Consider the following 25,823-nt stretch of genomic DNA (forward strand, 5'->3'; position numbering starts at 1 on the left):
TTTACTTTATCTAATGATTGACATTTATAACATTTCATAATACTAATTTATGAAATATATTTTAATTTAACAATACCAAAAATTTTCATAAGATTAATGGATTCAATATTCGAAATGTCTCGTCAATTTTTGTAAAAAAAGACCAAGATCAGTTAGAAAAAGTAATTTCAGAAATAGAAAACCGCGTGATAAAATGTCCTGAATGTTCAAGTTTGATGGCAGATTTAGGTCTGGATTTTAAAGCACCAAAGAAAAGCGCTTCTAAACAATGGAAAATTGTTGAAAGCCTTTACAGAATCGGAAAAGTTTTCCATTCTTGTGGCTGTGAAGGGCCAGGTTATATTCTACAAAATCTGAAAGATTATGAAGAATATTTAATGGATAGGTTGGAAATGTATAAGAATTATCAGAGTGTTTATCAGAATTCATCTGAAAAGGATTTTCCTGATAAGATGGAAAGAGTCATTTATTGGTCTCAAAAAATAATTCGAGTACAAGATGAAATTCTTCGTTATGGATTTAGCTTTCATTGATTTCATTACAAAGCCTTATGACTTTTAGAATATCAAATAAGTCTCATATAATTAATAATTCTTCTCAGATTTTTAGAATTTTTTTTAAAAATATTGTCAATGAAAATTATTTATCGTAATATTGCGATATAGTTTAAATATGGGAGCTACAAAAACAGATTTTTTTACAGATGAACAAAACAGAATTGCTACCATTGCAAAAGCTTTAGGGCATCCTGCGAGAATCGCTATCATTGAATATTTGCTGAAGGTAAATGAGTGCATCTGCGGAGATATTGTCAATGAGCTTCCTTTGGCACAGCCTACAGTTTCCCAACATCTGAAGGAATTAAAAAATGCCGGACTCATCAAAGGAAATATTGAAGGAAATTCTATCTGTTACTGTATTGATGAGAATGCATTTGTGGTACTGAATGTATTTTTTTCAAAAGTAATTTCTACTGTTAAAAAGCAAAAATGCTGTTAAAATTTTTTTGCCTTCAATTATCGTAATATTGCGATATTATAATATATAATTAATTATAATTTTTTAAACAATTAAAAAGAAAAATATGACACTTGAACAGATCAAAAATATCCTTCCAACGTTGGATAATGTTGAATTTCAGTTGGAAAACGGAACTTTTGTACCGGAACATTTTCATGTAACAGAAATAGGGATGGTAAGCAAAAATTTTATCGATTGTGGTGGAACCATCAGAAAAGAAGAGAAAGTTAATTTTCAGCTTTGGAATGCAGAAGATGATGAGCATCGTCTGAAGCCGGGGAAACTTCTTCATATTATTCAGCTTTCGGAAGAGAAACTGGGAATTAGAGATTCAGAGATTGAAGTGGAATATCAGGATACAACGATTGGTAAGTATGACCTTGAATTTAACGGAAAACATTTTATCCTTAAAAATAAAAAGACCGCCTGTCTTGCGCAGGATTCATGTGGAATTCCGCAGGAAAAGGAAAAATTAAGTCTGAAAGAGCTTGGTCATAAAACATCTCAATGCGCTCCGAACTCGGGATGCTGTTAATTTAAAGTAACTGTATGAATCCGAAATTATCTGTTTACCTAGAAAAAGTTCTTCAGCAAAAAATCAGCGAAGAGCGAAAAGTGGTTTTAAAAAGTCTCACTGACTATATTCAGCAAAAAACGGGAGAGAATAAAGAAGTGCGCCTCAATTTTATCTGTACACACAATTCGCGCAGAAGCCATTTGTCGCAGATTTGGGCACAGGTTGCAGCACATTATTATGAAATCCCGAATGTACAATGTTATTCGGGAGGAACGGAAGTTACCGAACTGTTTCCGAAAATTGCAGAAACTTTATCTGATGCAGGTTTTGAGGTCTGGAAATTAAGTGAAACTAAAAATCCTGTATATGCCATAAAATTTGATGAAAATACATTGCCTTTGATTGGTTTTTCCAAAAAATACGATGATCCGTTTAATCCTGAACGTAGTTTTGCCGCTGTAATGACCTGTTCTTCTGCCGATGAAGGCTGCCCGTTTATTCCCGGAGCCGAAAAAAGAGTTCCGCTTACTTTCGAAGATCCTAAAGTTTCGGATAACACTCCCCAACAAACTGAGGTGTATGAAAAAAGAAGTCTGGAGATTGCTTCAGAAATGTTTTATGTATTTTCTCAAATAGATTGTAGATGAATCCTAAATTAAAGTTTTTAGACAGATATTTAACGCTCTGGATCTTTCTGGCAATGATTGTCGGCGTTTCTTTGGGTTACTTTTTTCCTGAAATTTCCCGGGTTACGCAATCTGTTTCTTCGGGAACTACAAATATTCCTTTGGCTGTCGGATTAATTCTCATGATGTATCCTCCTTTGGCAAAAGTAGATTACAGTCTCCTTCCACAGGCTTTTAAAGATAAAAAAGTAATCTCAGTTTCTCTGTTTTTAAACTGGATTGTGGGACCTGTTTTAATGTTTGTTCTTGCGGTAATTTTTCTTAAAAACGAACCGGATTACATGATCGGTCTTATCCTGATTGGTTTGGCAAGATGCATTGCCATGGTAATTGTCTGGAACGATCTCGCAAGAGGAAATCGCGAATATGCTGCTCTTTTGGTGGCATTGAACAGTGTTTTTCAGATTTTTTCCTACAGTTTTTTTGCGTGGCTTTTCATTAATGTGCTTCCTCAGAAATTAGGTCTTGGAAATTTCAGTATTTCCGTACCAATGCGTGAAGTCACGGAAAGTGTACTGATCTATCTTGGAATTCCGTTTCTGGCCGGATTTTTATCTCGCTATCTTCTTATAACATTTAAAGGAAAAGACTGGTACAACAGAAAATTTATTCCGGCAATTTCTCCGATTACTTTGTATGCTTTGTTATTTACGATTGTGCTGATGTTCAGTCTTAAAGGGGATCAGATTCTGGAGCTTCCGATGGATGTGGTGAAAGTGGCGGTTCCGCTGATTTTTTACTTTATTATTATGTTTTTTATCAGTTTTCTGATGAATAAAATGATGAAAGTTCCTTATGATAAGAATGTTGCAATTGCTTTTACAGCTACCGGAAATAATTTCGAACTGGCTATCGCAGTAAGTATTGCTGTTTTCGGAATTCATTCTGCACAGGCTTTTGTAGGAGTTATCGGTCCTTTGGTAGAAGTTCCGGTTCTTATTCTTCTGGTGAAGGCAAGTTTATATTTAAAACATAAATAGAGTAATCTATAGTTGAAAATCAGTTTTAAAATCATTATTCCGGATGCTGAAATCTCGGTGAAAATTTCGTACTTTTGGCATGAAAAATTTCTAAAACTAAAAGTAAAATGGACATTATTTTCGACCTGATTGAAAAAGAAAGACAAAGACAAACTCATGGCATTGAGATGATTGCATCGGAAAACTTTGTTTCTGATAATGTAATGAAAGCTATGGGAAGCGTATTGACTAATAAATATGCTGAAGGATATCCCGGAAAAAGATATTACGGAGGTTGTGAAGTCGTAGACGAGGTTGAAACTCTTGCAATCAGCAGAGCTAAAGAGCTTTTCGGTGTAGAGTATGCAAATGTTCAGCCCCATTCCGGATCTCAGGCGAATGCGGCAGTTTACTTGGCAGTTTTGAAACCCGGAGATAAAATAATGGGGATGGATCTTTCCATGGGAGGTCACCTTACGCATGGTTCTTCGGTTAATTTCTCAGGAATTCAGTATGATGTGGTTTCTTACGGAGTTCAGAAAGAAACAGGTCTTATTGATTACGATCAGATGAGAGAAGTGGCTTTAAGAGAAAAACCTAAAATGCTTATTGCCGGTTTCTCTGCATATTCAAGAGATCTGGATTATGCAAAATTCAGAGAAGTTGCAGACGAGATCGGAGCTACACTTTGGGCAGATATTGCTCATCCTGCCGGTTTGGTGGCAAAAGGTCTTTTAAATAATCCTTTTGAACACTGTCATGTAGTAACCACAACCACTCACAAAACGTTGAGAGGACCAAGAGGAGGGATGATCATGATGGGGAAGGATTTCGAAAATACTTATGGTCATAAAACGCCAAAAGGAGAAACTAAGATGATGAGTCAGGTTCTGGACGGAGCTGTTTTCCCGGGAATTCAGGGAGGTCCGCTGGAACACGTTATTGCGGGTAAAGCAGTTGCTTTCGGAGAAGCTTTGGACGATCAGTTCTTAACATACGCGAAGCAGGTTCAGGCTAATGCACAGGCTTTGGCAAAAGCAATGATCGACAGAGGGTTTGATATTGTAAGCGGTGGAACAGACAACCACTTAATGTTGGTAGATCTTAGAAATAAAAATGTAAACGGTAAAGAAACAGAGAAAGCTTTGGTTCTTGCAGACATTACCTGTAACAAAAATATGGTTCCTTTTGATGATAAATCACCATTCACCACTTCAGGAATCAGATTAGGAACGGCTGCTATTACGACAAGAGGTCTGAAGGAGAATGATATGGATACTATTGCAGGATTAATTTCTGATGTGGTAGATAACATCAAAAATGAAGAAGTAATTTCTTCGGTAAGAAAAAAAGTAAATGAATTAATGGAAGGTAAAGCTTTATTCAACTATTAATTTTCAAAGAAATAAATAATAAAGAATGGGCTCTTGCTCATTCTTTTTTGTGTAAAAAATATATGGAGAAGAAGTCTTTCACTTTTGATGAGATTAAACTGAAACTGGTAAACTATTGTGTGTATCAGGATCGCTGTCATGCAGAAGTTGAGCAGAAAATGAGAGAATTTCTTTTAATTGATGAAGCGAAGGAAGAAATTATGCTTTATCTGATGAAAGAAAACTATCTGAATGAAGAACGGTTTACGCGAAGCTACATCAGGGGTAAGTTTTACATCAAACATTGGGGAAAGACGAAAATTAAAATTCATCTGAAACAAAAACAGATTTCCGATAAATTAATCAGTATATGTTTTGATGAAATTCATGAGGATGATTATGAAAAAACGATCCGTAAAATTTATCAGGATTACTATGATAAGCAGAGTGGATTGAAGGATTATCAAAGAAAAGCAAAAACAATCAAATATTTAATAAGCAGAGGCTTTGAATATGAGAAAATTATTGATAATTTTGGAGCCGCATAAATGATAAAATTGTTTTATTTTGAAAGAAGAAAGAATCTGGCTTTCACCACCACATATGGGAGGGACGGAGCTGAAATATATACATGAAGCATTCGATACCAACTGGATATCTCAGTTGGGAAACAATATAGATGTTTTTGAAAAGGATCTCGAAGAATATTTGGGAGAAAATACCTGTGTAACTGCTCTTTCATCCGGAACTGCTGCCATTCACTTAGCTTTACGATTATTAAATGTGGAAAAGGGAGATTTTGTAATCTGCCAGTCTTTTACTTTTGTGGCATCTGTAAATCCTGTTGTATATTTAAATGCCATTCCGGTTCTTGTAGACAGTGAACCTTCTACTTTGAATATTTGCCCTAATGCATTGGAAGATGCTGTAAAATATTGTTTGAAGAAAGGAAAAAAGCCCAAGGCAATTATTGCAGTAAGTCTTTATGGAATGCCCTTTATGGTGGATGAAATTCTGGAAATTTCAAGAAAATATGATATTCCTCTCATTGAAGATAGTGCAGAAGCTTTAGGAAGTAAATATAACAATCAGGCATGTGGAACTTTTGGCGATTTATCTATTATAAGTTTCAATGGAAATAAAATTATTACGACTTCTGGAGGAGGCATTCTTGTTTCAAAGAATAAATCTGCTAAAGACAGAGCTCTTTATCTTGCAACACAGGCAAAGGAAAATAAGGATTTTTACAGTCATTCTGAAGTAGGCTATAATTATCGGATCAGCAATATACATGCAGGAATAGGAAGAGGACAAATGGAGGTTCTTGAAAAAAGAATACAGTCCAGAAGAGAAAACCATATTTTCTATCAGGATTTATTTAATCATTTTGATGATCTGAATTTATTTTCTGAGCCTTCTGAAAAATTTTATTCAAATTATTGGTTAAATGTGATTTTAATTGATGATTTATATTGGAATAAAGAAAAATTGAGAAATATATTTTCTGAGAATAATATAGAAACCAGATACTTGTGGAAACCGATGCACTTGCAGCCATTATATAAAGAGTGTGTTTTTTTTGGAAACAATATTTCTGGTACTTTTTTTGATAAAGGTTTGTGCCTTCCTTCGGGAAGTAATATTACAGAAAAGTGTAAAGAGAGAATTACCAGAACATTATATAATTACAGAAATTAAATTTGTTATTAATTCAAAAATCGATGAAATTTTATTGTAATTTTACACGAAAATAAATGGGTTTGTTTTTTGCCCGATATTAAATTTTGAAATACATGAACACAAATATAGACAATGTACGATTCTCTTAGAAAGAAAGTTTTTGGAGGAGATAATGTTGTCAGTCTCTCTGATGTAAGATATTTGCCCAGATGGATAATATTAATAATTGATATTATTATTCTGGTAGTATCGTTGTTTTTATCTACCTATATTATAGAAAAAATTACCCAGCGTGAATTTATCTATGATGATAAAAGTCTTGTATTTTTATCTATTATCGTTATCAACGCCTTATTCATGTATGTTTTTAAAACATATGCAGGAATTATAAGGCATTCTACTTTTACAGATCTTTTTAAACTTTTGACGTCCTGCTTCTGTACAATGGTTACAGTAGCTACAATTAATATCTTTTATTTCTGGATCACCGGCGGAAAATTTATTTTAACGCCTTATCTTATTTTATATTTCATCATCTCGTTTATGGGATTATTTCTTTTCAGATTATATGTAAAAGAATTTTTTCATATCGTAAGAGAATACAGAAGAAGTACACTTAAGAAGAGAATTCTTGTTTTAGGAATCGATGAGCAGTCTATCGCCATTGCGAGAGCTATTTTAGACAATCCAAGTCTTCCTTATCATGTTGTAGGTTTTTTAACCCAGAGAACAGATTCTAAAAGAGCATCGTTGTTAGGAAAGCCAATCCTTTCAAAGGAAAAAATTGAAAAACATTCGAAAGAAGAACTTTTAGTAGACGGAGTCATCATTATAAAAGAAATGATGTCTAAAGATGAAATGAATTCCTGGGTAAATTTATTTCTTGAAAAAGATTTCAACATCTTTAAAGCTCCTTCCGTTCAGAAACTTAGAGACAGTGATCTTGGAGGTTCCATCAGAAATCTTCAGATCGAAGATTTGTTGAACAGAAAACCAATTAAAATTGAAAGTGAAGATGTGCGAAGCAGACATTTTAACAAGACAATTTTAGTAACCGGAGGTGCAGGTTCTATTGGGAGCGAAATTGTCAGACAGGTTGCACAATTTAATCCTTCTCTTATCGTTGTATTAGATCAGGCTGAAACACCTCTGTATGATATAGAGCTTGAAATGAGAGAAAAATTTCCTCATATCACCTTTAAATTTGTATTGGCGGATGTTTCCAATAAGCATAGAATAGAACCATTGTTCCAAACCTATAATTTTTCTATGGTTTATCATGCTGCGGCATATAAACACGTGCCATTGGTTGAAGAAAATCCACACGAAGGTATTATAGTGAATGTATTAGGTTCAAGAATCATTGCAACACTTTCCAGTAAGTATAATGTGAACAGGTTTGTAATGGTATCAACAGATAAAGCTGTAAATCCTACCAACGTGATGGGAGCTTCAAAAAGAGCTGCGGAATTATTTGTTCAGTCTTTACAAAATGTGGAAGGAAACAAAACCAAATTTATTACAACAAGATTCGGAAACGTTTTAGGATCTAACGGATCGGTAATTCCTCATTTTAAAAAGCAAATTGAAGCAGGAGGTCCCGTTACGATTACGCATCCTGATATTGTAAGATATTTTATGACGATTCCGGAGGCTTGTGAACTTGTTCTTCAGGCCGGAACCATGGGACACGGCGGGGAAATTTTCGTTTTCGATATGGGAGAACCCGTAAAAATTTTGGATCTCGCGAGAAGAATGATAAAATTATCAGGATTTGAGCCTAATATTGATATTAAAATTATTTATACAGGTTTAAGACCGGGAGAAAAGTTATATGAAGAGCTTTTGAGTGATGATGCAAAAACATTGCCGACTCATAACGAAAAGATTATGATCTCAAAAGATCCGAGTATGGTATTTTCTGAAATTGAATCTATGGTTAATCTGGTTACCAAAGCTGCTATCAAAAGAGATAAGGTAGAAGTCGTAAGAATTTTGAAAACTATAGTTCCTGAATTTAGAAGTAACAATTCTATTTATGAAATACTGGATAAATAGAAAAATAATAAATGTATATTTGTACAATTTTAAAATATGATGAAAGGTAAAATACTGGCTGTATTACTGGCAGTTACATTAGTTTCGTGCAAAACAAATCCCAACGCACACAACGATCTGAATTATATGCAGAATATAGAAAATGTTGCCATAGAAGCTTCTGCTAAAAATTCTCAAAATACAATTCAATCGGGAGATCAGCTTGTTATTCTTATTACGGCTAAAGATTTAGATGTTGTTAAACCATTTAATCAAAATTTCTCATCTTCAGAATTTGTTCAGAATAATACATTTGCAGGTGGAAATACTCCTGGTCAAGGATCAACAACTATTTCAGGACCAACTTATATTGTAGATTCAAATGGAGATATAGATTTTCCAATTTTGGGAAAACTCAATACAACAAACAAAACCTTAGTCCAGTTCAAAGAGGAATTAAGTAACAGAATGAAAGAATTTGTTATTAATCCTACGGTATCTGTAAGACTTACCAACTTTAAAATTTCAATTTTAGGCGAAGTAAACAGGCAAGGCGATTATATTGTAACAAACGGACAGGCAACTATTCTAAATGCCTTAGCAATGGCTGGAGATCTCACTACCTATGGAAGGAGAGATGATATCCTGATAATAAGAACAGAAAATGGACAAATTACTCATGGAAGAGTAAATGTGCAGGATGCCAATCTTATTAATTCTCCTTACTATAATCTAAAACAGGGTGATGCTATAATTGTATCTGCGAACAATACAAAAGATGTAATCTCAAAACAGAATCCGAATACACCTCTTATTTTATCTGCAATTTCTATCGGTGTAACAGCAATTGCAGTTGTGATAGGTCTATTTAAGAAATAAAAATGATGGAACAACAAAATATTAATTCAACAGAAATTGATACAGAATTTAATGTTAGAGATATAATCCAACCTTATTTAAAGCGTTGGATTTGGCTTGCTGCTAGTGTTATAATATCACTAGCTCTTGCATACTTATATCTTAAAAGACAAGTTCCAATTTTTGAAGTCGCTTCAACAGTACTTATTAAAGACTCAAAATCAAATAATGTAGGAACACAGGATTTTGCTGTTTTAAGGGATATCTCCGGTATTGGTAAAATAGGGAGTAATGGAGTTGAAAATGAAATGGAAATTTTCAAGTCTAAAAAACTTGTACGCGAAGTTGTAAAAAGTCTTGGCCTTGAAACCAATATTTACAACGGAGATTTGAAACATGAAATTTACGGTGAATCATCGCCGATAAAGGTTAGAGTTTTACAAGAAAAAGATATAAAAGGAAAAGTTTCAAGACTTGTAAATTTAAAAATTAACGGAAATCAACTAAAACTTTATTCTGAGAGTTTACCTACAATTAATGCTACCTTTAATAAGGTTATTAGTCTACCTTTTGCTAATATAATGATTCTTAAAAATGAGAATTATAAAAAAGATAAGAGATTAGATGAGATTATATTAGATATTTCTACCATAGATTCCAGAACTGATGATTATCAAGCTGCTTTAAATGTATCGCTTGTAAATAAAGACGCTACTGTTATCAAGCTTGCTATGAATTATGCAGATGTTGATAAAGCGAAAACGATGATCAATAAATTAGTTCAGGTATACAATGAGGATGCAATTGAAGATAAAAATACAGAATTTAGAAATACAGCTAAATTTATTAGTGAAAGAATAGAGCAGGTGGGCAAAGATTTGGGTGAAGTTGAAAATCAAAAGGAAAGATTTAAGCAAAGTAACCAAATATCCGATATAGAAACAGAGGTTAAATTAGGTTTAGAAACAAATGCAGAAGCCAAAAGTAAAGAGCTGGAAATTAATGCGCAGCTTGAACTTACAGATGCTTTGTTAGGTTATGTGAGTAATCAGAATTCTTATCAGACATTACCAGGTAATCTAGGTTTAAACAATCCTAGTGCAACTACCAATATTTCTTCATATAATCAATTGGTATTGCAAAGAAATAAACTTCTTCAAAGTGCAACACCTGAAAACCCCCTGGTTGTTGATATTACAAAACAAATCAATAACATTAGAAATTCTGTTATTCAAAGTTTACAGAAAAATAAAACAGGACTTCAATTAGCTAAAAGCGGATTATCATCCGAACAAAACAGTATCTCTGGTAAAATTGCTAAAGTACCGGTTCAGGAAAAACTCTTTAGAAGTATAGAAAGACAGCAGCAGATAAAAGAATCATTATATCTTCTCTTATTACAGAAAAGAGAAGAAACAGCTATATCAATGGCGGTTACTGCACCTAAGGCAAGAGTTGTTGACAAAGCTTTTGTAGGAATGAAAGTTGCGCCTAGAGGAATGGTAATTTTACTTTCCGGATTTTTAATAGGCTTTTTGATTCCAATCGCTATTATTTATCTTCAACAATTATTCAATGATAAGGTAAAAACAAAGCATGATCTTGAAAAATTAACGAAAAGAAAACCAATCATAGGAGAAATTCCAAGCATGGAAAGAGGTCAGGATGAATTGGTTAAAATGAATGATCTTTCTCCAATGGCAGAATCTTTCAGAATTTTAATTACAAACATGAATTTCATGTTTCCTAAAAATATTAAAAAAGGAAGAACTGTATTTGTAACTTCTACGGTTAAAGGTGAAGGTAAGACACACGTATCGGTAAATCTTGCTTTAACCATGGCAACTCCGAAGAAGAAGATCATCATCATTGGTTCAGATATAAGAAACCCGCAGCTGCAAAGATATAATACAGCAAGAAAAGGTTTAGCCGGATTAACTGAGTTTCTTTATGATGATCAGGTTTCCGTAGAAGATATTGTTCACCAAAGTGCTTTTAATCCTTATTTGGATGTGATCTTCTCCGGAAGTATTCCTCCAAACCCGACAGAATTATTGTCTAATGGCAGATATGAAGACCTTCTTGCCGATCTTCAGGGTACATATGATTATATCATTATAGATACTGCACCTTTAATGTTGGTAACAGATACTTTACTGATTGCAAATATGGCAGATGTTACTTTGTACGTAACAAGATCAAGACATACTGAAAAATCTCTAATCGATTTTGCTAACAAACAAGTAGAAGGACATAAAATTAAAAATGTTGCATTTGTATTAAATGATGTAAATAAAGAATACTTTGCTTATGGAAATAAGTATGGATATGGATATACAGCAACAGATGACAGAAACTTTTTCGATAAGGTAAAAAGTATTTTTACTAAAAATGATGAAAACAAATAAAAACTATAAAATTGCTGTAATCGGTCAGGGTTATGTTGGACTTCCTTTAGCTTTGGAATTTTCAAAACACTTACCTGTTTATGGTTTTGATATTAATAAGCTTAGAATTGAAGAACTGAAAAATGGTGAAGACCATACGTTAGAAGCCGATTCTCAGGAAATTAAAGAACTTTTGCGAACTGCTTCTGAAACCAATTTTAAAAAAGGATATCTTCCCTCTTATTCTCTTGAAGAAATCTCAGAAGCAAATGTATATATCGTAACCGTTCCTACACCGATAGATCGATTTAATTCTCCCGACCTTACCTTGCTGATAAAAGCAAGTGAAATGTTAGGAAGAATTCTTAAGAAAGATGATATCGTGATTTATGAATCTACTGTATATCCTGGATGTACAGAAGAAGAATGTATTCCGGTATTAGAAAAAGAATCTGGATTAAGACTAAATGATGATTTTTTTGTAGGTTATTCACCTGAAAGAATTGTTCCCGGAGATAAGATAAATACTTTAGTGACGATTAAAAAAGTTACCTCAGGTTCTACACCGGAAATTGCTGAAGATATAGATAATTTGTATCAACTAATAATTAAAGCAGGAACCCATAAAGCGCCAAGTATTAAGGTCGCAGAAGCTTCAAAAGCAATTGAAAATGCTCAGCGGGATGTAAATATTTCCTTTGTAAACGAGTTAGCATTAATATTCGACAGAATTGGTATAGATACTCATGATGTTTTAGATGCTGCCGGTACAAAGTTTAATTTTTTAAAATATCGTCCCGGGTTAGTAGGAGGACACTGTATTTCTGTAGATCCTTATTATTTGGCTCATAAAGCAGGACAGCTTGGCTATCATCCACAGGTAATTTTAAGCGGCAGAAGAGTAAACGATATGATGCCTGAATTTATTGCAGGAAAAGTTGTTAAGTTAATGATTCAAAAAGGTATTCAGGTTAAAGATGCAAATGCTTTAATTTTAGGAATTACTTTTAAAGAAAATTGCCCGGATATCAGAAATACAAAAGTTGTAAACATCTATTCCGAGCTTAAACAATATGGTATTAATGTGGATGTTTATGATCCATGGGCAGATAAAGAAGAAGTGAAATCTGAATATAATATTGAAGCTCTTGAAAATATCATCAAGGATAAAAAATATGAGGTTGTTGTTTTGGCAGTTTCACATAATGAATTTAAATTGCTCAATATTGCTTCATTAAAAGCTGATAGTTCTATATTATTTGATGTGAAAGCATTTTTAGATAGAGATTTAGCAGATGCCCGATTATAAAATATATTGAATCTACATGTAAGAATCACTATATATAGTAGAGATTGAATTAGAATATCTAAATAAAGATAATGATGCTTGAAAAAAAAAAGCTAGTAAGAAATATAGCTTCTTTGGGAATTATTCAGATAGTTAATTATATATTTCCATTGATCACTGTGCCATATGTATCCAGGATAATTGGCCCGGACGGATATGGAATTATCAACTATGCGATGGCATTTATTGGATATTTCACGCTTCTTATTGCTTATGGTTTTGATTTAACTGCTACCAGAAGGATATCACAGAATTCTAATAATAAAGAATATATTAACGAAATTGTCTCTGAAGTATTTACATCAAGAATAATTTTATATGCAGTATCCTGCATTTTATTTGCCAGTTCCCTTTATTTTTTTACTCCTATACAAAAAGATCTTTCAGTTGCGGTAATACTATTTATAGGCTGTATATCTACAGTAATTTCTCCTCAATATATCTTTCAGGGATTACAGGAACTGGAAATTTTCGCTAAGCTTAATTTTGTTAAGGGACTTATAAATACAGCATTAGTTTTTATTTTGATTAAGCATAGTTCAGATTATTATTGGATTCCTCTGCTCTCAACAATTTTTTTGATATCGACGAATGTATTTCTTTTTCTGTACGCTATCAGAAAATTTCAAATTAAGTATAGATTGGTATCTTTCAGAAAATCATTCAAACTTATTTTTGATGAAAGAATGATCTTCTTTTCCACCATTGTGATTAGTCTATATACTTCTACCAATACTGTAGTTTTAGGTTTTTTTGCTGATATTAAAGAAGTTGGTTACTATACAACAAGCCAGAATTTCCTTAATATAGTTAATTCAATGCTTATGATTCCAATTTCTACAGCACTTTATCCTTTTATTGGAAAAGCATTCTCTATATCAAGAGATCATGGAATAACTCTGATAAAAAAAATTGTTCCAATAGTTTTTTATCTTACTTTTTTTGCATCTGTTGCACTTCTTTTATTTGCGCCATTTTTGGTTAGGCTTATTTATGGGCATCAATTTGATAATTCTATTAATGTTTTAAAAATTATCTCTTTTATACCATTTATCGTTGGTCTTTCAAATATTTTCGGCATACAGCTTATGTTAAATTTAGGTTTGGATAAAATGTTCTTCAGAACAACTTTCATAGCGAGCATTGCAGGTCTTATACTGAATATATTTATGAGTAAATATTGGGGATATATAGGAACGGCCTGGAATTGTGTAATTATAGAGTGCCTAGTAACCTTTTTAATGTATCTTGCATTGAAAAAAGAAAAAATAGGTATTTTTAAAGCGGATTATTTCAGCCCAAAACAAATTTTCTTGACATTAAAAAATAGAAACGAATAATAAAATGAAAAAATATCTAATCATTGGATCTGGATTTTCCGGAGCTGTTATTGCAGAACAACTGAGTAAGAATCCTGAAAATCATATCACTGTAATAGATGAGCGTGATCATATAGGAGGAAACTGCTATACAGAGAGAGATTCGGAAACCAATGTAATGGTACACAAATACGGTCCGCATATTTTTAATACAGACAATAAAGAAGTTTGGGATTACATCCAAAATTTTTGTGAAATGGTTCCGTTTGTAAATCGTGTAAAATCAATTTATAAAGGGAACGTATATTCTATGCCTATTAATCTGCATACCATAAACCAGTTTTTTAATAAAACAATGCGTCCGGATGAGGCAAAAGTATTTATAGAATCTATTGCAAAAAAAGATATTGAAGAACCCCAAAATTTCGAAGAGCAAGCCATGAAGTTTATCGGGGAAGATCTTTATAAAGCTTTCTTTTATGGTTATACAAAAAAGCAGTGGGGATGTGAACCTACAGAATTACCGGCAAGTATTCTGAAAAGATTACCTGTAAGATTTAATTATAATGATAATTATTATGCAAATCCTTATCAGGGTATTCCCAGAGATGGATATACGGCAATTTTCGAGAAGATGCTTTCTGCTGACAATATCGAAGTTAAGCTTAATACGAAGTTTGATTCTTCATGGGATCTTTCAGAATATGAAAAAGTTTTCTATTCCGGACCTATAGATGCTTTTTTTGATTATAAATACGGAAGACTATCGTACAGAACGGTATACTTTGAAAGAGCTGTAGCTGAAGGAGATTATCAGGGTAATCCTGTAATAAATTATGCAGATCCTGAAGTTCCATTTACCAGAGTACACGAGCATAAGCATTTTACTCCTTGGGAAGAACATGAAAAAACAACTTACTTTAAAGAATTCAGTAAAGAAACTGAAGAAGCAGATATTCCTTACTATCCGAAAAGATTAACGGAGGATATGGAAAAACTTGCATTGTATGAAGAAGAGGTTAAGAAAATGGATAAAATTTATTTTGTGGGAAGATTAGCGACCTATAGATATATGGATATGCATCATGTAATAGGTGAAGCTTTAGATTTAATAAAAAATTTAAAATAATGAAAGTTCTTCAAATTTGTACAGGTTTTGATATTTCTTTTAATGGAGGGATAACAAACTATGTAAGAAATATTTCCAGTACAATGGCAGATAACGGTCTTGATGTAACAGTATTGTATTCAGAAGATAATAAAGAAGAAAAAAACTATAACTTTAAAACTCTTAGTATTGATCCAAAATTAAGACCTTTTCATCTAAGCAGTGTTATTACTAATGAAGATGTACATGTTGTGGAAAATGTTGTTAAAGATCTTTCTCCGGATATTATTCATGTTCATATGATGATTGATCTTCCGTTAAAGGTTTTGGAAGTTTTAAAAAAATATGCGAAGGTTATTATTTCTCTTCATGATTATTCTTATGTGTGCAATAGAATTATCCTGCTGGATAAAGATGGAAAATTGTGTACAAATAGTAAAGAAAATTTAAAATGTAATTCTTGTATTTCATACGAAGAAACACTTGATCAGAAATATATTGGAGGGGGTATAAGAAAAGGTCTGAAACTGCTTAAAGTAAAAAAAATAGCTAATTCCAGTGGTCATCATGAAAGGTTTTTGGAAGGTAGAAAATTATTCAAAAATGTTGATGCACTGATTGCTGTTTCCCACAGAGTTAAAGAAATTTATCAGGAAAATGGATATGAAAATGATTTATTTGTAGTAAACCACATAGGTAATTATACTGCTGATGAAAGTTTCAGAAAAAATTTCACAACAAGAGAGAAAAAAGAAAAAAACCAAAAAATTAAATTTGGTTTTATTGGTAATTTACACTTTCATAAAGGAGCCGATCTGTTTTTAAAGTTAGCAGAAAATAGCAATCATGAATTTCATATTTATGGTGGAATAGAGGATTATGTATTAAAAAAAATACAGACAATGCCTCACGTATTTTATCACGGCAGATATCAGCACAGTGATTTAGTAGATATTTTAAAGAAAATTGATGTAGGTTTAGTATTATCCATCTGGGAAGATAATGCCCCTCAGGTTGTATTTGAATTTTTGAATGCAGGTATTCCTATAGTTGGTACCAAGATGGGAGGTATTCCTGATTTTGTTACCAACAATAATGGTTTTCTTTTTGAGCCCAATGAGGATGGAATTAACTCTGCTTTACAGCTAATGAATTCTGACGATGTATATAATTTATATAACAGAGTTATTAATAATATTAAAGGTACAAAAACGGCATCAGAGCATATGGATGAACTTATGAATATCTATAAACAAATTGTATGATAGTATTTCTCAAGTTAATAAATGCATTACGAATTGAATTCTTTAACTGGATTTCATTAAAAATAGCTTCTGTTCGTTGGCGGCTGAATAATAAACATAATTACACCGCACTTGGTAATAATATTAAAGATATTAATAAAATAAAGGTTGGAAAATACACCTATGGTAAAATAAATTTTCAATCTTTTGAGAATCCTAATGAGAAATTATCAATAGGCAACTTCGTGAGTATTGCTTCTGATGTAGTTTTTATTCTGGGGGGAAATCATCAGGTAGATACATTTACTACTTTTCCGTTAAAAACTTTTTTTGATAAATTAAGCCCTTTGCAGGATGCCACAACAAGAGGAGAAATAGTAATAGAAGATGAAGTTTGGATCGGTACAAATGTAATTGTAATGTCTGGAGTTACAATCGGAAAAGGAGCAATAGTTGCTGCAGGAAGTGTTGTCACTAAAAATGTGGCACCTTTTTCAGTTGTAGGTGGAAATCCTGCAAAATTTATTAAATGGAGAATTCCTGAAGAACTAATAGAGTCTAGAATGAATGTCAACTTAATAGACTTTAATATAGATTTTATTAAACAGAATATGGATACTTTTTATAAAAAGATAGACCAACAAGTTTTAGAAAAAATAAAGAGTAAAAATTGATATGCAAGTCTCTATAATCATTGTAAATTATAATACGAAAGATATAACGGAGAATTGTATAGCATCTATTATATCTCAAACAAAGGACGTAGAATATGAAATTATCTTAGTGGATAATGCATCTGCAGATGGATCAAAAGAATATTTTGAAAACAGAAAAGAGATCTGTTATATTTATTCTAATGAGAATTTGGGCTTTGGAAGAGCTAATAATTTGGGGGCTGAAAAAGCCAAGGGAGAACTTCTTTTTTTATTGAACTCAGATACTATCTTAATTGAAAATTCCATAAAAAAAATGTGTGATTTCTTTTACGAAAATGAGAATAAATTAAAAATAGGAGTCTTAGGCTGTAAATTGATTGATGCAAAACACGAAGTCGCACATTCTGGTGGATATTTTCCGACACCTTTCAGCGAATATCTTTTAATGTTTTCTTCATATTTCAAATTTAAAAATGCTGAATTTATTATTGATGAGAACAAAGAATATCAGATGATTGAAAAAGTTACAGGAGCCGATATGTTGCTAAGAAAGACTCTTTTTGACTCGGTTTCCGGCTTTAGTCCTCTCTTTTTTATGTATTTCGAAGAAACGGATATGCAAAAGAGAATTTCAAAACGTAAATGTAAAAATTATATTTACAATAATACTTCGATCATACATTTAGAAGGTGCTAGTTTTAATAAGGTAATTGCCAATTCAAAAAGAGTTATAGTACAAAGAAGTAAAAATTTGTATTTTAGGAGGAACTTCAGCAGTTATATTTTATATGTTTTTGTAGACGTATTTTTTAATTTGATAAGATTATTTAATTCAAATTATACTAGGCATGAAAACATGATCTTTATAAAAGAAAATATAAAATCTTATTTTTCTAATAAGCGTGTTGCCAATAGTAAATATTAATAAATTTTTACAATCTTAAAGTGATAAAATTCAAATTAAGCAAAACAAACTTTATACTGTTAAATATATTTATTTTTCTGATCATCATAGTCAGATCTATATATCTCTATGAAGTAGTGAAAAATAGAGAGGTTTTTTTTGAATTAATTATTGCTTTTTTTAGCAGTATCCTTTCACTGGTTCCATTTACCTTATCATGGTATAAGTTTGGAAGACCGAGACTGACGGACTGGGTTAAATTTTCAACATTCCTATACTTGATCTTAAATTATTATCTCGTTTCAGATAAATTTTACTTGAAGGATGTAGGGATTTATGGAGAAGTTTACGTAAATATTTCATATATATATGATACTTTGGTCGTCATATTTGTTGGGCTTCTTACAATAAACATTATTGATTTACTTTTTTTAGTTATTAATTTTAAAAATGTAAAGAATACGGCAAGTTTGAAGTTGGATAGTACCTATGTCTTGAGAAATGAGAAAATATTCATTTATTTGTCTATTATTTCTATGATTTTATCCTATTTCTTATTGTTAACAGGTTTGATTGGGTACGGAGCCGACGGAGAGGCAGCATCCGGTTCTTATTCATTCTTAATTCAGATCATCAATTATTTCTCTCCTCTTTTTTATTTTACGTATGTTATTATAAAATTCATGTCGGGCAATAATTCAAAATTATTTACGAATAGCTTTAAGTTGTATAATATACTTTATATAATTTTTGGTTTGGTTGCAGGGATGAAAGGAATATTAATTTTCGGGATAGTATTATTTTTAATACCATTTTTAGCCTCAGGAAGAGGTATTCCTCTTAAGGTAATTATACCGTTAGCTTTATTTTTAATTATTTTATATCCTTTTAATAGTAATTATCGTGAAGCTTTGACAAACACTAATTCTAAGGTAACAGCGATGCAGATTGCGGCGGTAAAAACAATAAATATTGATTTTTCAGGCAGCTTAAATGAAAATACAAACAGTTACTCAGACAGGATATCCATGTTTTCTTATTTATTATTTTCAGTTGAAAAGGAGCCGGATTGGAATTTTTATAAAAATATGGAGCGTTTTGTTTATTTGCCTGTAAGTATGGTTCCCAGAATTATTATACCTTCAAAGCCTGCCGAAGAAAATGGAGCACATCTTCAACAAATGATCGTAAGGGGAGTTAGAAATTCGCCTACACCAACCGTATATGGATGGGCATATCTGGAAGGTGGGTTAATTTTTGTTTTTTTACATATTGCTATTCTTTCTATTGTATTAAACATCATACAGTTTCTTCCATTTAAGGGCAGTATGTTTTATTTCATATTTTACTCTCAGGTTTTGATAAAAAGTATTATTATAGAGCAGGATGTGTATTTCTTTATTGCCACTTTATTTCAAATGATTTTTGTATACTATTTCTTTTCAAAAATCTTTTTCAAAAAAGTTATCAGTAAATAATTATCTTAAAAACAATGATGATAATTATTTTATTTTTATTGATCTTATTATTTACAGTAATCGAGCACCAGAGAAAAAATAATTTTCATCAGGCATTATTTATATTATCGCTTTTTTTTATTGTCTTATTGGAATCTATCAAGTTCGATTCCGGAATGGACTTTTGGAATACCTATAATCATTACCAGTTTTTTAAGTTAAATGATACAAGATATCGTTATGAATTTTTGTACAAATATTTAGTATATTTTTTCAGAAATATTCTGAATTTCAGCTATCCGTTTTTTTTGTTTTTTTATTATTCTGTCATTTATAGCTTATATTATTTTTCTTTAAATAAAATTACTAAATACCCAATAACTGGATTATTACTTGTATTTGCCTGTACAGTTGGACTTTTTGGGAGTAACCGACAGCTTTTAGCAATTGCAATTGGTTTTTTTGCATATATTTATTTTTTAAAGGAAAAGAAAATATCATATCTGGTTTTTATTTTAATTGCTACTTTTTTTCACTATTCTGCATTTATCTATGTTTTTTTGCTTTTTTTAGATAGAAAAATAAACGATAAAATTTGGATTGTTACCCTGTTTGCTTTATTGTTATTTAATATTACGGGTCTTAATTTTACAATTTTTAATTTTGTAATTAGTAATTTTGCTCCTGAAAAAATATCATATATTATTAAAGGATATAATATAGGCTTTGCAAAAATGCAATCAAATTATTATATGTTTGTACTTGGAATTATAAGAAGAGGTTTACCGATATTTCTTATGATTCGGTATAAAAATTTTTTACAACATAAATCTTATTATCAATTATTATTAAATACCCTATTTTTTTCATTGGCCGCCTATGTATTCTTTTTTGGAAAGTTAGAATACATGAGTTCCAGAGTTTCGGTATATTTTATAATTTTAGAAGTTATTTTATATGTTTGGCTTATTCCGGTTATGAATAAAATGGGGAAGAAAAATCTTTATTTAATTTTTTTACTTCTGTTTGCAGGTTTAGAATTTATCAAATATGTTTTTTCTGATCCAACTCCTTTTGTTCCGTTCAAAACTTTATTCTTTTCTTTTTAAAATCATATGAAAGTCACTTTTTTTCAAAGATTCCCCAACCCAAAATTCTTAAGTATAGAAAAACTATTTTCCATACTTGATATTGAGATGATAAAAAGAGGGATTGATACAAAAAATATTTATGAAGTAAATCCTAATTTTTCATTGTTGGGATTTATAAAAACCAATCTTTTTTTTAAAAAAAATCAAAGTGAAATAAATCATATTACGGGAGCTATACACTGGTCTGTTTTTTTACTGAAAAGAAAGAATACAGTTCTTACCATACACGATGCCGGAAATATTTCGGAACTGAGAGGGATAAAGAAATATTTTTTTAAGCTTCTATGGTTTTATTTACCATTGAAAAAATTAAAATATGTAACGGTAATTTCTGAAAAAACGAAAAAGGAATTAGTAGCATTGTTTCCCTGGGCAGAAAGTAAAATAACGGTAATACCCAATTGTCTTACCATACCCTATCAGGATTTCGAAAAACCGGTTAATTCCAAACCAGTAATTCTGGCAGTCGGATATTATCCTAAAAAAAATCTTGACAGAATTTTACAGGCTATTATTGGTATTGATGTTAAAATAATTATTATTGGTTTGCTATCTCCCGAAAGAATAAAATTTTTACAAGATAACAATATTGATTACATTAATTTTGAAAGAGCGAGCGAAGAGGAATTAATTCAAGCTTATAAAGATTCAGATATCTTATGTTTCCCTTCATTGTATGAAGGTTTTGGATTGCCTATATTAGAAGCGCAGGAGATGAAGTGCTGTGTAATTACATCCAATATTAGTCCGATGAAAGAAGTTGCCGGAGACGGTGCTGTACTTGTAAATCCAAACTCAGTGGAAGAAATAAGAAAAGCCATTAACAATATAATTTCCGATTCGGAATTAAAAAATAAATTGTTAGAATTAGGACAACAAAATGTTGTTAAATACCATCCCGAAGTAATAGCAGAACAATACATCAATTACTATAAAATGATCCTAGATCAAAAATAGTCTTTCTCTTATCTATGCAAAGATCAACAAGCTTAAAAATAGAAAATGAACACTAAAATTTTATATATATATAATATATTAAGACTTTTTTTACCTGAAACAAGTTTGTTTAGTCTTAAAAATAAAATACTTAGATTAGCTGGTGCAAAAATTGGAAATAATGTCAGAATTTGCTCTTCGGTAAAAATTTTAGGAGATGGCGATCTTGAAATTGGAGATAATGTATGGATCGGGATTAGTACATTAATTGTCAGTTCAAAATCAAAGCAAAATCCAAACGCGAAAATTACAATTGGAAGTAATATAGATATTGCTCCAAGAGTATACATAGGAACCGGTACTCATATTATAGATATTAATTCTGAAAATGTAGCTGGAGAAGGAATAAGTTATGATATTATTATAGAAAATGGATGTTGGATATGTGCAGATTCTACTATCTTACCCGGTGTTAAGGTAGGCTCTAAAACAATTGTTGCTGCTAAAGCATTGGTTAATAAAGATTTATTAGAGAATTCTGTTTATGCAGGAATACCTGCGAAATTTATCAAACACGTTAAGTAATTTTAAGTAATGAAAACCTTTAAACAAAATTGCAGTAAAATGAAAGCAGTTTTCTTAATTATTGACTATGTTCCTCATCAGGAAAATACAATAAAAAAATTAGTTGAAAAAACAGACGGTGAAGTTTTAGCATTTCACGTTGCTCTTTTTGATAAAACTATTCCTGAAATAAAAAATTTTGAAACACATCAATATAATCAGTTTACTAAAGAAGACATTTTAAAAAAAATAAAAGACTTTCAACCGGATATTATTGTTACCGCCGGTTGGATGATTAAGGAATTTATTTGGATTTGTAAACAGATTACAAAAGAAGGAAAAATACCTGTAGTTGCACAATCAGATACACCATGGTATGGAAAAATTACTCAAAAGATTAATAGTGCGATCAGTCCGTTTCACCTTTCAAAAGCTTTCACTCATTTATGGGTTGCCGGTTATTATCAATACGAATATGCACGAAAGTTAGGCTTCGATAATAACAAAATACTTCTCAATTCATTAAGTGCCGATGTCGAACTTTTCAATAGAGTCAATATTGAAGAAAAAAAGAAGAGTTATCCTAAAAATTTACTGTTTATCGGTAGATTCTCAGAAGAAAAAGGAATAAAAGAATTGTTAAACGCCTGGAAAGATATTCAAGATAAAAAACAATGGAACTTAGTTCTTGTAGGCAGAGGAGATATGAAAGACGAAATTAGCAAGCATAATGATATCATAGTAAAAGATTATATGAGCCAGGAAAATTTATTGCTTGAAATGCAAAATTCCGGAGCTTTTATTTTACCATCTACTTTTGAACCGTGGGCATTAGTCATACACGAAGCAGCTTCAGCGGGGTTACCTATCATTTGTACGGATGTTTGCGGTGCATCTCCTCATTTCGTAATTAATAATTATAATGGGTATAAGGTAAAACCTGATACAGCTTTATTAAAAAATGCTATAGAAAAGCTCATCAGTAAAACAGATGAAGAACTTCTCAATTTTTCTTACAATAGCAGAACTTTGGGTAATTCTATAACCCACGACACATCAATCGCTAATTTATTACAGGTAATTTCATGATACTTATAGATGCATTATATATAAACAATGGCGGAGGAAAAGTGCTTTTGGATTACTTAATCCAAGAGTTAAATAAACTGGATATTGAAATCTTTTATCTCTTTGATAAAAGAATTGAGAACACATATCATCCTATTAACCCCAAAAGCCAAAAGCGTTTTTTAGAATCAAGCTTCAGCAAAAGAAAACAATTCTATTTAGAAAATAAAGCTAAATTTTCAAAAATACTATGCTTTGGAAATCTACCTCCAAACATAAAAATAAAAAATGCTACCGTCTATACTTATTTTCATCAGCCTTTATTCTTAGAGCTCCCCAAGAATATGCCTCTGAAAGACCGTATAAAATTCTGGATTAAAACTAAAATTTTAAATTCAATTAAAAAGAATACAGATTTCTGGCTTGTTCAATCTGAACTGATTCAGTCTGGCTTTAAGAATAAGTATAAGATAGACGGTGAAAAAGTTCTTTTGATGCCCTTTTATCCACCATTTAAAAATAGTAATGAAACGGTTGAAAGAAAAGAAAATACATACATCTATGTAAGTAATGCATCCATTCATAAGAATCATGTAAAATTAATTGATGCTTTTTGTCTTTTTTACGATACTTATAAAAAGGGTAGTCTTACAGTTACGGTTTCTGAGGAATTTAACGAAGTACTTAATTTGGTAAAAGACAAACAGAACTTAGGGTATCCAATTAAAAATTTAGGATTTATCAAACGTGATGATCTGAAAAAGATCTATGAGTCTCATGAGTACCTTATTTTTCCTTCATTTGCAGAAAGCTTCGGTTTAGGCTTAGTGGAAGCTATAGAAAACGGCTGTAAGATTATTGGTGCAGATTTACCTTATACCTATGCAGTCTGCAAACCAAGTCTGGTTTTTAATCCTTTGGAAGTAGATTCTATTACTGAAGCATTATCACTATCTTTGCAAAAAAATACAATAAACTCAGAGTCTAAAGTAAAGAATGAAATCAACACATTAATTTCTTTACTTCATTAAAAATATAAATTATGGAAATACAGAATAAAGTCCTTCTTATCACAGGTGGAACAGGTTCATTCGGAACCGCTGTTTTAAGAAAATTCATCAATACAGACCACTTCAGAGAAATCCGTATTTTTTCCCGTGACGAGAAAAAGCAGGATGATATGAGAAACCAGTTTAAAAGCGATAAACTGAAATTCTATATCGGAGATGTAAGAGATTACAGAAGTGTAGAACCTGCAATGAGAGGAGTAGACTATGTATTTCATGCCGCAGCTTTAAAGCAGGTTCCTTCCTGCGAATTTTTCCCGATGCAGGCCGTAAAAACCAATGTAGAAGGAACTCAAAACGTAATTGATGCCGCTGCAAAAAATAATGTGAAAAAAGTAATCTGTCTAAGTACAGACAAAGCTGCATACCCTATCAATGCAATGGGAATTTCCAAAGCAATGATGGAAAAAGTAGCCGTTGCCGCATCACGTAATCTGGAAAACACAACAGTTTGCCTTACAAGATATGGAAACGTAATGGCTTCCAGAGGATCGGTAATTCCGTTATTTGTAAAACAGATTAAAAATGGCGAATCCATTACCATTACAGATCCGAGTATGACAAGATTCTTAATGTCGTTAGAGGAAGCGGTAGATTTAGTTCTTTTTGCTTTCGAACACGGAAATTCAGGAGACCTTTTTGTTAATAAAGCTCCTGCAGGAACTATCGGAGATCTTGCTCAGGCTTTGAAAGAAATGTTTAAAGCCGATAATCCGGTAAAAGTAATCGGAACGAGACACGGTGAAAAACTATACGAAACTCTTTGTACGCGTGAAGAGATGCTGAAAGCAGAAGATATGGGCGATTTTTACAGAATTCCTGCCGATAACAGAGATCTCAACTATGCACAGTATTTTTCAGAAGGAGTGGAAGATATTTCCAAAATAGAAGATTATCACTCTCACAATACAAAACAGGAAGATGTTGAAGGAATGAAAAAGCTGTTATTAAAACTTCCCTTAATCAGAAAAGAGGTTTTAGGAGAAGATATAATGCAATATCCTGATTAATTTTTTATTATGGTGATTCCTGCAATTATAAAAGGAGGAAAATATTCTGACGAAAGAGGCAATTTGTTTTTTAACAATACCTTTGATGTTTCGGCAATTAAAAGAATATACTGTATCGAAAATAAAGATACAGATTTTATAAGAGGCTGGACAGGTCACAAAACTGAACAGCGATGGTTCTCGGCATTACAGGGAATCTTTATCATACGATTAATAAAAATTGATCATTGGGAAATGCCATCAAAAGATTCAGAAATTTTAGAATTTGAACTTAATGCAGATCAGTTGGATATTCTTCATATTCCACAAGGATATGCAAGTGCTATTCAATCCAAAGTAGAAGGATCAAAATTATTGGTAATGGCAGATTATGCTTTGGGAGAAATAGAAGATGATCATTGGATGTACTAATTTAGCGTCCAGTTAAAGTTAAGCATAAAACCTTAATTTTAACCTATGAAACGAGAGAGAAAA

General features: G+C 31.6%; 24 protein-coding genes and 1 pseudogene. All 25 read left to right on the forward strand.

The features are described from left to right. Nucleotides 1-215: 215 nt before the first annotated feature. The 25 genes and pseudogenes from H6W52_RS19075 to H6W52_RS19195 all read left to right on the forward strand — a co-directional run bounded on the left by H6W52_RS19075 (nt 216) and on the right by H6W52_RS19195 (nt 25,760). Nucleotides 216-533, forward strand: a complete 318-nt coding sequence (locus H6W52_RS19075; RefSeq protein WP_116099039.1) for a hypothetical protein — start codon at nt 216-218, stop codon at nt 531-533. A 139-nt stretch (nt 534-672) separates the two neighbouring features. After that, on the forward strand, nt 673-999 hold the full coding sequence (locus H6W52_RS19080) for an ArsR/SmtB family transcription factor (RefSeq protein WP_116099038.1): 327 nt from the start codon (nt 673-675) through the stop codon (nt 997-999). An 85-nt stretch (nt 1,000-1,084) separates the two neighbouring features. After that, the gene (locus H6W52_RS19085) at nt 1,085-1,555 is read left to right on the forward strand and encodes a DUF6428 family protein (protein WP_116099037.1); all 471 of its coding nucleotides are present in this window, start codon (nt 1,085-1,087) and stop codon (nt 1,553-1,555) included. A 14-nt stretch (nt 1,556-1,569) separates the two neighbouring features. Further along, nucleotides 1,570-2,184, forward strand: coding sequence for a low molecular weight phosphatase family protein (locus H6W52_RS19090; RefSeq protein WP_116099036.1), 615 nt, complete (start codon nt 1,570-1,572; stop codon nt 2,182-2,184). Then, nucleotides 2,181-3,203, forward strand: a complete 1,023-nt coding sequence (arsB, locus tag H6W52_RS19095) for an ACR3 family arsenite efflux transporter (RefSeq protein ID WP_116099035.1) — start codon at nt 2,181-2,183, stop codon at nt 3,201-3,203. Before H6W52_RS19090 ends, arsB begins: the two co-directional genes overlap by 4 nt. A 107-nt stretch (nt 3,204-3,310) precedes the next feature. Continuing rightward, nucleotides 3,311-4,576 (forward strand): serine hydroxymethyltransferase, encoded by a 1,266-nt coding sequence (gene glyA, locus H6W52_RS19100; RefSeq protein WP_076395652.1) that lies wholly within the window; start codon nt 3,311-3,313, stop codon nt 4,574-4,576. Between the two features lie 62 nt (nt 4,577-4,638). Beyond that, nucleotides 4,639-5,103 carry a regulatory protein RecX gene (locus H6W52_RS19105; RefSeq protein WP_185117456.1) on the forward strand — a complete coding sequence of 155 codons (465 nt, stop codon included), beginning with the start codon at nt 4,639-4,641 and terminating at the stop codon, nt 5,101-5,103. A gap of 55 nt (nt 5,104-5,158) precedes the next feature. Beyond that, a complete protein-coding gene (locus H6W52_RS19110) occupies nt 5,159-6,253 on the forward strand; it encodes a DegT/DnrJ/EryC1/StrS family aminotransferase (protein WP_116099034.1) in 1,095 nt (364 codons plus the stop codon). 114 nt (nt 6,254-6,367) lie between these two features. Beyond that, complete coding sequence (locus tag H6W52_RS19115) at nt 6,368-8,293, forward strand: polysaccharide biosynthesis protein (protein WP_087709354.1); 1,926 nt, start codon at nt 6,368-6,370, stop codon at nt 8,291-8,293. A 36-nt stretch (nt 8,294-8,329) separates the two neighbouring features. After that, nucleotides 8,330-9,151: a polysaccharide biosynthesis/export family protein gene (locus H6W52_RS19120; protein ID WP_228423055.1), complete on the forward strand. Its 822-nt coding sequence runs from the start codon at nt 8,330-8,332 to the stop codon at nt 9,149-9,151. A gap of 2 nt (nt 9,152-9,153) precedes the next feature. Further along, nucleotides 9,154-11,538, forward strand: a complete 2,385-nt coding sequence (locus tag H6W52_RS19125) for a GumC family protein (RefSeq protein ID WP_372487801.1) — start codon at nt 9,154-9,156, stop codon at nt 11,536-11,538. Beyond that, on the forward strand, nt 11,525-12,826 hold the full coding sequence (locus H6W52_RS19130) for a nucleotide sugar dehydrogenase (RefSeq protein ID WP_116099033.1): 1,302 nt from the start codon (nt 11,525-11,527) through the stop codon (nt 12,824-12,826). The genes H6W52_RS19125 and H6W52_RS19130 overlap by 14 nt, the downstream gene beginning before the upstream one ends. Before the next feature lie 71 nt (nt 12,827-12,897). Then, entirely contained in the window at nt 12,898-14,205 is a 1,308-nt protein-coding gene (locus H6W52_RS19135; RefSeq protein ID WP_116099032.1) for a flippase, read from the forward strand. 4 nt (nt 14,206-14,209) lie between these two features. Then, the gene (gene glf, locus H6W52_RS19140) at nt 14,210-15,313 is read left to right on the forward strand and encodes a UDP-galactopyranose mutase (protein WP_116099031.1); all 1,104 of its coding nucleotides are present in this window, start codon (nt 14,210-14,212) and stop codon (nt 15,311-15,313) included. Beyond that, entirely contained in the window at nt 15,313-16,557 is a 1,245-nt protein-coding gene (locus H6W52_RS19145) for a glycosyltransferase (RefSeq protein WP_116099030.1), read from the forward strand. The genes glf and H6W52_RS19145 overlap by 1 nt, the downstream gene beginning before the upstream one ends. Nucleotides 16,558-16,928: 371 nt before the next feature. Continuing rightward, nucleotides 16,929-17,058, forward strand: a pseudogene (locus H6W52_RS21470) (acyltransferase); the annotation flags it as partial. Between the two features lie 153 nt (nt 17,059-17,211). After that, nucleotides 17,212-18,117 (forward strand): glycosyltransferase family 2 protein, encoded by a 906-nt coding sequence (locus H6W52_RS19155; protein ID WP_116099028.1) that lies wholly within the window; start codon nt 17,212-17,214, stop codon nt 18,115-18,117. A 296-nt stretch (nt 18,118-18,413) separates the two neighbouring features. Next, on the forward strand, nt 18,414-19,574 hold the full coding sequence (locus H6W52_RS19160; protein ID WP_185216900.1) for a hypothetical protein: 1,161 nt from the start codon (nt 18,414-18,416) through the stop codon (nt 19,572-19,574). A gap of 14 nt (nt 19,575-19,588) precedes the next feature. Further along, on the forward strand, nt 19,589-20,662 hold the full coding sequence (locus H6W52_RS19165) for an EpsG family protein (protein ID WP_116099026.1): 1,074 nt from the start codon (nt 19,589-19,591) through the stop codon (nt 20,660-20,662). Between the two features lie 6 nt (nt 20,663-20,668). Then, the gene (locus H6W52_RS19170; protein WP_116099025.1) at nt 20,669-21,661 is read left to right on the forward strand and encodes a glycosyltransferase family 4 protein; all 993 of its coding nucleotides are present in this window, start codon (nt 20,669-20,671) and stop codon (nt 21,659-21,661) included. Between the two features lie 45 nt (nt 21,662-21,706). After that, on the forward strand, nt 21,707-22,225 hold the full coding sequence (locus H6W52_RS19175) for an acyltransferase (protein ID WP_116099024.1): 519 nt from the start codon (nt 21,707-21,709) through the stop codon (nt 22,223-22,225). A gap of 39 nt (nt 22,226-22,264) precedes the next feature. Continuing rightward, the gene (locus tag H6W52_RS19180; RefSeq protein WP_157967262.1) at nt 22,265-23,293 is read left to right on the forward strand and encodes a glycosyltransferase; all 1,029 of its coding nucleotides are present in this window, start codon (nt 22,265-22,267) and stop codon (nt 23,291-23,293) included. Next, complete coding sequence (locus H6W52_RS19185; RefSeq protein WP_116099022.1) at nt 23,290-24,303, forward strand: glycosyltransferase; 1,014 nt, start codon at nt 23,290-23,292, stop codon at nt 24,301-24,303. The genes H6W52_RS19180 and H6W52_RS19185 overlap by 4 nt, the downstream gene beginning before the upstream one ends. An 11-nt stretch (nt 24,304-24,314) precedes the next feature. Beyond that, nucleotides 24,315-25,349, forward strand: coding sequence for a polysaccharide biosynthesis protein (locus H6W52_RS19190; RefSeq protein WP_116099021.1), 1,035 nt, complete (start codon nt 24,315-24,317; stop codon nt 25,347-25,349). 9 nt (nt 25,350-25,358) lie between these two features. Further along, nucleotides 25,359-25,760, forward strand: a complete 402-nt coding sequence (locus H6W52_RS19195) for a WxcM-like domain-containing protein (RefSeq protein WP_116099020.1) — start codon at nt 25,359-25,361, stop codon at nt 25,758-25,760. Nucleotides 25,761-25,823: the final 63 nt, after the last annotated feature.

Source organism: Chryseobacterium sp. C2(2020) (assembly GCF_014218915.1).
Classification (GTDB): domain Bacteria; phylum Bacteroidota; class Bacteroidia; order Flavobacteriales; family Weeksellaceae; genus Chryseobacterium; species Chryseobacterium mucoviscidosis.